Origin of the sequence: Mycobacterium sp. ACS4331, assembly GCF_001667265.1 — a bacterium.
Lineage (GTDB): Bacteria > Actinomycetota > Actinomycetes > Mycobacteriales > Mycobacteriaceae > Mycobacterium.
In genome coordinates, this window is record NZ_LZHW01000011.1 from 61234 (window position 1) to 71197 (window position 9964).

At 67.3% G+C, this 9964-nt stretch carries 9 protein-coding genes; 7 read left to right on the forward strand and 2 right to left on the reverse strand.

Annotated features, from left to right (window positions below; all coding sequences use genetic code 11):
- Position 1: 1 nt before the first annotated feature.
- The 4 genes from A5727_RS03505 to A5727_RS03520 are packed head-to-tail and all read left to right on the forward strand — an operon-like array spanning position 2 to position 4315.
- A complete protein-coding gene (locus A5727_RS03505) occupies positions 2-1156 on the forward strand; it encodes an acyl-CoA dehydrogenase family protein (protein ID WP_068244525.1) in 1155 nt (384 codons plus the stop codon).
- The gene (locus tag A5727_RS03510; RefSeq protein WP_068244528.1) at positions 1153-2082 is read left to right on the forward strand and encodes an acyl-CoA dehydrogenase family protein; all 930 of its coding nucleotides are present in this window, start codon (positions 1153-1155) and stop codon (positions 2080-2082) included. Before A5727_RS03505 ends, A5727_RS03510 begins: the two co-directional genes overlap by 4 nt.
- Positions 2079-3251, forward strand: coding sequence for an acyl-CoA dehydrogenase family protein (locus A5727_RS03515; protein ID WP_068244531.1), 1173 nt, complete (start codon positions 2079-2081; stop codon positions 3249-3251). The genes A5727_RS03510 and A5727_RS03515 overlap by 4 nt, the downstream gene beginning before the upstream one ends.
- Complete coding sequence (locus A5727_RS03520; protein ID WP_068244534.1) at positions 3248-4315, forward strand: acyl-CoA dehydrogenase family protein; 1068 nt, start codon at positions 3248-3250, stop codon at positions 4313-4315. Before A5727_RS03515 ends, A5727_RS03520 begins: the two co-directional genes overlap by 4 nt.
- A gap of 61 nt (positions 4316-4376) precedes the next feature.
- Here A5727_RS03520 and A5727_RS03525 read toward each other — a convergent pair whose 3' ends face one another.
- Positions 4377-5123 (reverse strand): glucose 1-dehydrogenase, encoded by a 747-nt coding sequence (locus A5727_RS03525; RefSeq protein WP_068244536.1) that lies wholly within the window; start codon positions 5121-5123, stop codon positions 4377-4379.
- Positions 5124-5218: 95 nt separating this feature from the next.
- Here A5727_RS03525 and A5727_RS03530 point away from each other — a divergent pair, with 95 nt between their 5' ends.
- Positions 5219-6298, forward strand: a complete 1080-nt coding sequence (locus A5727_RS03530; RefSeq protein ID WP_068244542.1) for an NAD(P)H-dependent amine dehydrogenase family protein — start codon at positions 5219-5221, stop codon at positions 6296-6298.
- Between the two features lie 72 nt (positions 6299-6370).
- Complete coding sequence (locus A5727_RS03535; RefSeq protein WP_502687650.1) at positions 6371-7660, forward strand: MFS transporter; 1290 nt, start codon at positions 6371-6373, stop codon at positions 7658-7660.
- Positions 7661-7688: 28 nt separating this feature from the next.
- Here A5727_RS03535 and A5727_RS03540 read toward each other — a convergent pair whose 3' ends face one another.
- Positions 7689-9374, reverse strand: coding sequence for an acyl-CoA synthetase (locus tag A5727_RS03540; RefSeq protein WP_068244586.1), 1686 nt, complete (start codon positions 9372-9374; stop codon positions 7689-7691).
- Between the two features lie 178 nt (positions 9375-9552).
- Between A5727_RS03540 and A5727_RS03545 the strand changes: the two genes are divergently transcribed.
- Positions 9553-9846: a DUF1330 domain-containing protein gene (locus tag A5727_RS03545; protein ID WP_286150017.1), complete on the forward strand. Its 294-nt coding sequence runs from the start codon at positions 9553-9555 to the stop codon at positions 9844-9846.
- Positions 9847-9964 lie beyond the last annotated feature (118 nt).

Here is a 9964-nt window from a genome sequence, read left to right on the forward strand (position 1 = left end):
AGTGGATTTCGATATGGGCGCGCAGGCCACGGCGCTGCGCACACAGCTGCGTGACCTGGTGGGCAGGCACCTGCCCGAGGACTTCATGGGCGCTTTCACCGACAATCCGGCGGATCTGGCTGCCGCACAGCAGTTCTGCCGGACCCTGGCAGACGAGGGACTGCTGTGCATGTCGTGGCCGCGGGAGTACGGCGGCAGGGACGCCTCGGTCTGGGAGCAGACCGTGGTGCGTGAGGAGATGTGGGCGCACCACGAACCCCGGGGTGCTCAGTACATGGGCGTCAACTGGGTGGGGCCGATCATCATGCGGCACGGCACCGAGGAGCAGAAGCGTAAGCACCTGCCGCCCATTGCAGCCGGGGAGGTGATCTGGTGCCAGGGATTCTCCGAACCAGAGGCCGGCTCCGACCTCGCGTCGCTGCGCACCACGGCCCGCCCCGCCGACGATGGAAACGGGTGGCTGGTCAGCGGTCAGAAGATCTGGACGTCCTACGCCACCATGGCCCAGTGGTGCTTCCTGTTGGCCCGCACCTCGAAAGAGGACAAGAAGCAGAAGGGGTTGACGATCTTCCTGGTGCCGATGTCGGACCCGGCGATCCAGGTGCGGCCCATCCGCTGCATCATGGGCCCGCACCATCTCAACGAGGTCTTCTTCGACGACCTGCGTGTCACCGAGGCCGACGTGCTGGGCGAGGTCGGTGCGGGGTGGTCGATCGTGCAGGATGTGCTGTCCTTCGAACGGGTCGGGATCGCGCGGTACGCACGGTGTGAGAAGCTGCTGCAGGCCGCGCCCGGGGCCCTGGGGTCGGCATGGACTGCGGTGCCGGATGAGTTGCGCGCCAGATGGACTCGGATGCTGGTGCACTGCCGGCGCGCTCGCCTGCTGGCCTACCGGCTGGTGTCGCTGCAGAGCACCGGACAGGTGCGCCCCGGGGACGCCTCGGGGTACCGGATCGCGGTGACCAAGCTCGACCAGGACAGCGCCGAGGTGCTGATGGAGATCGTGGCCGCGGCTGACGTCACCGATCCCGCGGTGCGCAGATTCCGCGAAGAGGTCGAGGACCACTGGCGGTACTCCCAGGCGTCCACGGTGTCCTCCGGCAGCATCGAGATGCAGCGGATCCTGCTGTCGCGTGCCCTGTTGGCGGCATCATGATCCTCGAACTCAGCGACGAGGCAGCCGAATTCGGGCGACAGGCGCAGCGGGCCTTCGAGGCCGCCGGTGGCGATCAACTGCTGCAGCAGGCCGAGGCCAAACCCGAGACCCGCGAGGCACTCGTCGGCCCGGTGCTGGCCGAACTCGGGGCGTGGGATCTGGACCCCAGGACCGACGCCGACAGTCTCGAGGCTGCGGCGGCGCTGTGCCGCAGCGCCGGGTACTGGGCGTTGCCGTACCCGGTGGCCGAACGTCTGTCCGCTGCCGTGCCCGGCGGTCCGGGTCTGGTGTTCGTCGCGGAGAGCAACCCGTCTGCGCCGATCGCTTTCGTCGACGGTCCTTGGGAGGCCGTGACGCTGCACGGTGTGCGCCACAACGTCGTGGGGGTCTCGGCCATTCGTCCCGGCTTTGTCGCGGAACTCTCGTTGTCGTCTGTCGACGCGGTGGGTGGCGACCTGGTTGCACTCGGTCTGGTGCTGCCGTGCTGGACACTGCTCGGAATGATGGACCGCGCACTGGAATTGACCGTCGCACACGTCAAGCTGCGTCAGCAGTTCGGGCAGCCGCTGTCCGGATTCCAGGGGGTGCAGTTCCAGTTGACCGACGCCGAGGTCGAGCGCAGTGGTGTCGAGATCCTGGCCAAGCATGCGCTGTGGAGTGCTGGGCCGGACTCGGGAGTTCCGGCCGACACCGCACTCGACGATGCACTCGCACTGCGGATGGCCGCGATCGAGGCCGCCGAGGTGGTGTTCCGCGTCTGCCATCAACTGCACGGTGCGGTGGGGTTCTGCGACGAGACGACGCTGTCGTGGCTGTCGCGGTACAGCCAACCGTTGCGGCGTCTGCCGTTCGGGCTTTCGGCGACACGTGATCTGCTGACCGGCCGAATCGACGGCCGCGGTCTGAGCGGACTGTACTCGGCATGACCGACGTCGCACTGGAGGAGTTCCGCCAGACCGTTCGGACCTGGTGCGCCGAACATGTGCCGACCGATTGGCGTGCGCGCCAGACGGGTGTCGGGGACGACGAGTTCGTCGCCTTCCAGAAGTCCTGGTTCGCCAAACTGCATACCGCGGGCTATGCGGTGCCGCACTGGCCCGCCGAGTGGGGCGGTGGCATGTCTGTCGCCCAGCAGATCGTGCTGTACCAGGAGCTGGCTCGCCACGACGCGCCACGCCTGGTGCTGGCCTTCGTCGGTATTCACCATGCCGCGTCGACACTGCTGGTGGCCGGCACCGAGGAACAGCGCCGCCGACATCTTCCTGCGATCCTGGACGGCGAGATCTGGGTGCAGGGGTTCTCCGAACCTGAGGCCGGATCGGACCTGGCGAGCCTGCGGACCACGGCCCGCAAGGTGGGGGACCGCTACGTCGTCAACGGTCAGAAGCTCTGGGCCAGCGGTGGGCTGCATGCCGACTGGTGCCTGTTGCTCGCGCGCACCGATCCCGATGCGCCCAAGCGCAAGGGCATCTCATATTTCCTGCTCGACATGACGACACCGGGAATCGACGTCCGCCCGATCCGCAACGCCGTCGGTGAGTCGCACTTCTGCGAGATCTTCCTCAACGACGTCGAGATCCCCGCCGCGAACCTGGTGGGGCCGGAGAACGCTGGGTGGCAGGTCGCGCAGGCGACGCTGGGCGCCGAGCGCGGGATGACGATGCTGGAACTCGCCGAGCGCCTGGGTCATGCGGGGTTCCGCTGGCTCGTGGATGCGTGCCGGTCGATCGACGACTCCGCCGTGCAGGATCGCCTGAGCGCCTTCGAGATCGAGATCGACGGGCTGCGAGGACTCTGCCGAGATCTGGTGGAGCGCAGCGAGGCCGGCACTTCCGGTGCGGCGGACGCCTCGATCGTCAAGCTGTACTACAGCGAACTGCTGCAGCGGATGACCGACTTCGCGGTCGACATCGGTGGCGTGGCCGCGCACACCGTGTTGTCCAAGCCACTGTCGAGTGGATGGGAATCCGGTTCGTGGGTACTGGATTTCATCGGGTCGTGGGAATGGACGATTCCCGGAGGTGCCAGCGAGATCCAACGAACCATCATCGCTGAGCGTGGTCTCGGCCTGCCGCGGGAGCCGAGCGTTCGATGACCCTCGATTTCAGTGACCTTCATGACGAACTTCGTTCGGTCGCCGGTGATCTGCTGGGCAAGCAGCGCGGCGGCGCGGTTGCGCTGAACGTGCTGGCGCGGGCCGGGTGGACTGGACTGGAGGTCGCCGAGGACCGCGGTGGCGCAGGTGCGACGTTCCGTGAGGTCGCGATCGTCGGTGAGGAGATGGGTCGCGCCGCTGTTGCCAGCGGATTCCTCGGCGCCGCGGTGTTCAGTGTGGGACTGCTGAATGAGCTGCAGCCCAGTGGTTTACGCGATCAGCTGCTGTCCGGTCTGGCGGCAGGGACAGTGGGTGTCGCGACGGCGATCCCTGGGGACCATCGCGACTTTGAGCCGGCTTTCCGGGTGGACAGCGCTGGTCATGTGAGCGGAAGTGCGGCGTTCGTGCCCGATGTCGTCGGCGCGGCGTGGGTGCTGCTGCCTGCTGTCGGTGTCGACGGTGATGTCGTGGTGGCAGCGGTGCGGGGTGAGCAGCTCTCGGTGGTCAATCAGGCCGTGCTCGACGAGACCCGCAGCCTGGCAACGGTGTCCGCGGATTCAGCGCCTGCTGAGGTGCTCACTGTCGCCGGTGACCCGGTGTCTGTCCTCGGCGCAGTGCGGGACCGGGCCTGCGTGGCGTTGGCGTGCGACAGCTTGGGCGTGGCCGCCGCGATGCTGGACGCGACCGTCGACTATGTGAAGGTGCGCGAGCAGTTCGACCGCCCGATCGGTTCATTCCAGGCCGTCAAGCACGCATGCGCCGACATGCTGGTACGGGTGACGGTCGCGCGGCAGTTGGTCAGTGCCGCGAGTGTTGCTGTCGCCGAAGGTGATCCGGACGCCGCACGCGCTGCCGCCAAGGCCAAGGCGTACTGCGGTGAGGCCGCCGTCGAGGTCGCGGGCAAGGCCATGCAGTTGCACGGCGGCATCGGCTACACGTGGGAGAGCGGCATTCACACTTATCTCAAGCGCGCGACGCTGAACCGGGCGCTGTTCGGCGGGCCGGCCGAGCACCGCGCATTCCTCTCCCGCGAGCGTGCGGGTCTGTACAGCGACACGCCGTGAGTTTCGTACAAAGGCGGACGCTCAGGGGCTTTCGAGGTGAGGGCTTCTGGAAGACTGGCTTCTAGAAGATGTTGTCCTTGTGGTTGACGTCGGTCACCAGGCCGCCGTCGACGACGAACTCGGCGCCCGTCGCGAAGGACGACTCGTCGCTGATCAGGAACACCACGAACGTCGAGACCTCTTCGGACTGACCCGGGCGTCCCAGCGGCGCGGTGACCATGTCGTCGGGGAAGTGCTCTGTCATCGGGGTGCGAATGAAACCCGGATGCACCGAGTTGACCCGGATGTTGTGCCGGCCCAGTTCCAGCGCGGCCGACTTCGCCAGGCCGCGCACGGCCCACTTCGAGGCGACGTAGGGGTGCACCATCGGCGCACCGCGCAGGCCCTCGATCGACGAGACGTTGATGATCGAACCGGTCTTGGCGTTCTTCATCTCGCCCACCACGGCCTGCATACCGAGGAACGTGCCGGTCAGGTTCACGTCGATGACCTTCTGCCACTGGGCCATATCGAAGCTGCCGATCTTGCCCAGGGCGACGATGCCGGCGTTGTTCACCAGGCCCGTGACGCCGCCATAGTTCTCGACGGCCGTCGTCACCGCGGCGTCCCACTGGTCGGCCTGCGTGACGTCGAGGTGCACATAGCGAGCGGCGTCACCGAGCTCGGCGGCCAGGGCCTCGCCGGGTTCGTCGAGGATGTCGCCGATCACCACTCGGGCACCCTCGGCCACCAGCATCCGCGCATGCGCGGCCCCCATCCCCTGCGCTCCGCCGCTGATGACCACCACTTTGCCGTCCACGCGTCCCATGGCCGGTGACGTTACCGCACCAAATTAGAACCTGTTCCAATCTCGTCCGAGACCGCGCATACTGCGAAGACATCCCTACAGGACGGAGTTCATCAATGGCCATCCGCGTGGCACTGATCGGAACGGGTAACTGTGGCCGACTGGCGCTGATCCAGTTGATCGAGGACCCCAGGTTCGAACTGACCGCGGTGGGGGTGTCGACGGACGACAAGGTCGGCAGGGACGCGGGAGAGCTGGCGGGATTGGACGTGACGACCGGCATCCTCGCCACCAAGGGCATGGACGCCGCCTTGGCGAGCAAGCCGGACTGCCTGGTGTACTGCGCCATGGGCGACACGCGTCCGGTGGAGGCGACCCGGGAGGTGCGCGCCGCGCTGGCGGCGGGGATCAACGTCGTGGGCTCGGCCCCAGGCGGCCTGCAGTTCCCATGGGGCGGTGCGGTGCCGGAGAAGGCCATCAAGCGCGTGGAAGACGCTGCCCACGAGGGTGGTTCGTCGGTCTTCATCACGGGTGTCGACCCCGGGTTCGTCACCGACCTGGTTCCGTTCGCGGTGGCCAGCACGTGCCAGCGCATCGAACAGATCAAGACGATGGAGATCGCCGACTACGCCACGTATGACGGCGCCGAGGTGATGTTCGACGTCATGGGCTTCGGCAAACCGCTGGATCAGCCCGGGTTCCTGTTCTGGCCCGGATATCTGGCCTCGGCGTGGGGCACCGCGATCCAGATGCTCGCGGCGGGGATCGGCGTCGAGGTCGACGAGATCACCGCAAGCCATGAGTTCGAGCCCGCGCCGCAGGACATCGAGGTCGCGGCCGGGCTGATCGCCAAGGGCACCATCGCGGCGATGCGCTTCGAGATCAACGGTCTGGTCGACGGCAAGCCGGTGATCGTCGTCGAGCACGTCACGCGGGTGCGTGAGGATCTGCGTCCCGACTGGGCGCGACCCGCCCAACCCGGTGGGTCCTACCGTGTGGAGATCACCGGCGAACCGTCCTACGTCGTCGACATCTGCCCGACGAGCAGGCGTGGCGACCACAACTACGCCGCGATACTGGCCGCCGCGGGACGCATCGTCAACGCCATCCCTGACGTCGTCGCGGCGCCACCCGGGATCCGGACGACGTTGGATCTGCCATTGGGGACCGGCCGGGGCGTGTACCGCGCGTCGTAGCCCGCGCCTCTGGCCTGTGGTGGCGCGGAGAACTTGTAAGCTCGCCTCCCGTGTGAGGAGAGGGGGATTTCCGTGACGGAACTGCGTGAACCGCAGGCGACGGCGTTGCGCCGGGTCATCGCCGGCGCATCGATCGGCAACGCCGTGGAGTGGTTCGACTTCGCGATCTACGGGTTCCTGGCGACCTACATTGCGGCCAACTTCTTCCCTGCGGGCAACGACACCGCGGCGCTGCTCAACACCTTCGCGATCTTCGCCGCGGCGTTCTTCACCCGTCCACTGGGCGGTTTCGTCTTCGGGCCCCTGGGTGACCGGATAGGCCGCCACCGCGTGTTGGCCATCGTGATCCTGCTGATGTCGGCCGCCACGCTCGCGATCGGCCTGCTGCCCACCTACGCGTCGATCGGGATCGCCGCACCACTGCTGCTGCTCCTGCTGCGCTGCCTGCAGGGCTTCTCGGCCGGCGGTGAATATGGCGGCGGCGCCGTCTATCTGGCCGAGTACGCCGACGCCGCGCACCGAGGTCGCACCATCACCTTCATGGTCTGGTCCGGCGTCGTCGGCTTCCTGCTCGGGTCGGTCACGGTCACCCTGCTGCAGGCCCTGTTGCCCGCAGCGGCCATGGACACCTATGGGTGGCGCATCCCGTTCCTGATCGCCGGGCCACTGGGCCTGGTGGGGCTCTACATCCGGTTGCGGTTGGACGACACCCCGGAGTTCAAGGAACTCAACGAGACCGACAGCGTCGCCACATCGCCTCTGCGCGAGTCGGTCTCGACTTCATGGCGGCAGATTCTGCAGGTGATCGGCCTTTTCATCGTCTTCAACGTGGGTTACTACGTGGTGTTCACCTACCTGCCGACGTACTTCATCAAGACCCTGAAGTTCTCCAAGACCGACGCCTTCGTCTCGATCACGGTGGCCTGCGTGGTGGCGATCATTCTGATCCTGCCGTTGGCGGCCCTGTCGGACCGGATCGGCCGGCGACCGCTGCTGATCGCGGGCTCGGTGGGATTCGTTGTATTCGCGTATCCGCTTTTCCTGCTGCTCAATTCGGGCTCGCTGGCGGCGGCGATCGCGGCCCACATCGGCCTGGCGGTCATCGAATGCTGCTACATCTCGGCGGCCGTTTCGGCCGGCGTGGAACTGTTCGCGACGCGTGTGCGCTACAGCGGGTTCGCGGTCGGCTACAACCTGTGCGTCGCGGCGTTCGGTGGCACCACGCCGTACATCGTGACGTGGCTGACGACGTCGACCGACAATCCCATCACGCCCGCGTACTACGTGATTGCCGCGGCGGCGATCTCACTGCTGACGGTGCTGACGCTGCGCGAGTCGGCGGGGCGTCCGCTGAAGCGATGACCCGCCGAGATCGACGAAATGGCGGGATTCACTCGACCTTTGCCGCCGAAACGTTGTTATGGGCGGAAACGGCGACGGACTGGGCCCAGCGGTAGTCCGCCTTCCCCGCGGGCGAGCGCATGACTTTCTCCGTCCGGATGAACGCCTTGGGCACCTTGTACCGCGCGATACTGCGACTGCAGGTCTCGGCGAGCTCCTCGTCGCTGGCCGACGTGCCCTCGGCCAACTGCACGATCGCGACCACCTCGCTGCCCCAGCGCTCGGACGGCCGGCCCACCACCACCACGTCGTAGATGTTCGGGTGCGCCGCGATGGCACGCTCGACCTCCTCGGCGAAGATCTTCTCGCCGCCGGAGTTGATGGTCACCGAGTCGCGGCCCAGCAGTTCGATGCGGCCGTCGGGCAGGTAGCGGGCCTTGTCGCCGGGCACCGACCAGCGCACGCCGTCGATGGTCGGGAAGGTGCGCGCGGTCTTGGCCTCGTCGCCCAGATACCCGAGCGGGATCAGGTCCCGACGGGCCAGCCACCCCACCGGGTTGTCCTCGGTGGGGGAGAGCACGCGGTCGAGTTCGGTCGAGACGACGGCGGTGTCCGACCCTGGGTTGAACACCGCGGGCTTGTCGTCACCCGTGGTCACGGTGTTCATCTGCTGTCCGGCTTCCGAGGATCCGACGGCGTCGATCAGCAGCGCGTGCGGCAGCGCAGCGCGCAGGCGCTCCCGCACCGTCGGCGACATCGGGGCACCACCGTTGGTGATCGAGATGAGACCGCTCAGGTCGTAGTCGCCACGCTCGATCTCGTCGGCCAGTGGCCGTGCCATGGCGTCGCCGACCACCGGAATGCTCAGTACGCGTTCACGTTCCACCAGGCGCAGCACATCAGCGGGACGCAGGCGCTCGACATCGTCGGGGATCACGATGCGTCCGCCCATGGTGATGATGTTGTAGGCGGCCCACTGTGCCGCGCCGTGCATGAACGGCGGAAGCATCAACAGCGACATGGCCCCGGCCGCGGCGCGTGCACGTTCCGCGATCTCCTCATACGACGTCAGCGCGGTGTCGCTGCCGAACGGGCGGCCCCCCATGGCGGAGATGAAGATGTCGTGCTGACGCCACAGCACGCCCTTGGGCATGCCGGTCGTTCCGCCGGTGTAGAGCACGTACAGGTCATCGGCCGTGGGCTCGGGGAGTCCGCCCTCGGGGGCGGGCGTGGACACGATCGATTCATAGTCGACCGCGCCCGGCAGCAGTTCGTTGCCCGACTCGTCGGCGACCTGGATCAGCACGCGAAGATCGGGCAGGCGGTCACGGATCGCTGCGACGCGCGGCGCGAATTCCGCGTTGTACACCAAAGCCGTTGCGCGCGAGTCGGTCAGTAGGTAGACCAACTCCTCCTCGACGTAGCGGTAGCTGACGTTGAACGGTGCCACCCGGGCGCGATAACCGGCGATCATCGCTTCCAGGTACTCATTGCCGTTGCGCAGATACAGGCCCAGGTGGTCCTGCCCGGTTTCGTGGCCGAGCAGGTCCGAACGTTCGGTGTGGCAGCCCAGGCCGACCGCGGCGAGGTGGTTGGCCACGCCCTCGACACGCGCGGCGAACTCGGAGTAGGTGAAGCGCTTGTCGCGCCAGACCAGGAACTCCTGTTCTCCGATGGCGTCGGCCACCGTCGAGAAGACCGTGCTCAGATTGAAGCTGATCGGATCACCGCTCATGTCGGTCATGACCTCCCGCACCACCCGCCAATGTTGTGAGCCAATCTAGAACACGTTCTAGGAGTGGTCGTGGTCACCCCGCACCGTTGACGTGGGCCACCCGTTCTGGGAATCTCACTACCGAAATGGTAGAGCGGCATTCTCTCGGCGCCGCCGCTTCGAGACAAGGGAGAGACCGTTGGCAGCCAAGGGCTACGTCATCATCACCGAGGACATCAAGGATCCCGAGGGCATGAAGGAGTACGCCAAGTTGGCCATGCCCGCGATGGGCAAGGCCAAGATCGTCGCCGTGGACACCAAGCCCGAGGTCGTTGAGGGTTCCTGGCACGGCACGCAGACCGTCGTGCTGGAGTTCGAGTCGGTGGACGCGGCCAAGGAGTGGTACTACTCCGACGAGTACCAGGCCGCTGTGAAGTTGCGGCAGGCCGCCGCCGACTGCAATGGCGTCATCCTGACCGGCTTCCCGTCCTGACATCTGGCTGTGGGGGGGGGGGGGGGGGGGGGGGGGGGGGCGGGGCGCGGGGGGGGGGGGGGGGGGGGGGGGGGGGGGGGGGGGGGGGGGGGGGGGGGGGGGGGGGGGGGGGGGGGGG

Bases quoted from the DNA above. Each gene is read 5' to 3' on its own strand.
- A5727_RS03520 (WP_068244534.1), top strand. From the start codon at position 3,248: ATGACCCTCGATTTCAGTGACCTTCATGACGAACTTCGTTCGGTCGCC.
- A5727_RS03530 (WP_068244542.1), top strand. From the start codon at position 5,219: ATGGCCATCCGCGTGGCACTGATCGGAACGGGTAACTGTGGCCGACTG.
- A5727_RS03515 (WP_068244531.1), top strand. From the start codon at position 2,079: ATGACCGACGTCGCACTGGAGGAGTTCCGCCAGACCGTTCGGACCTGG.
- A5727_RS03510 (WP_068244528.1), top strand. From the start codon at position 1,153: ATGATCCTCGAACTCAGCGACGAGGCAGCCGAATTCGGGCGACAGGCG.
- A5727_RS03525 (WP_068244536.1), bottom strand. From the start codon at position 5,123: ATGGGACGCGTGGACGGCAAAGTGGTGGTCATCAGCGGCGGAGCGCAG.
- A5727_RS03540 (WP_068244586.1), bottom strand. From the start codon at position 9,374: ATGAGCGGTGATCCGATCAGCTTCAATCTGAGCACGGTCTTCTCGACG.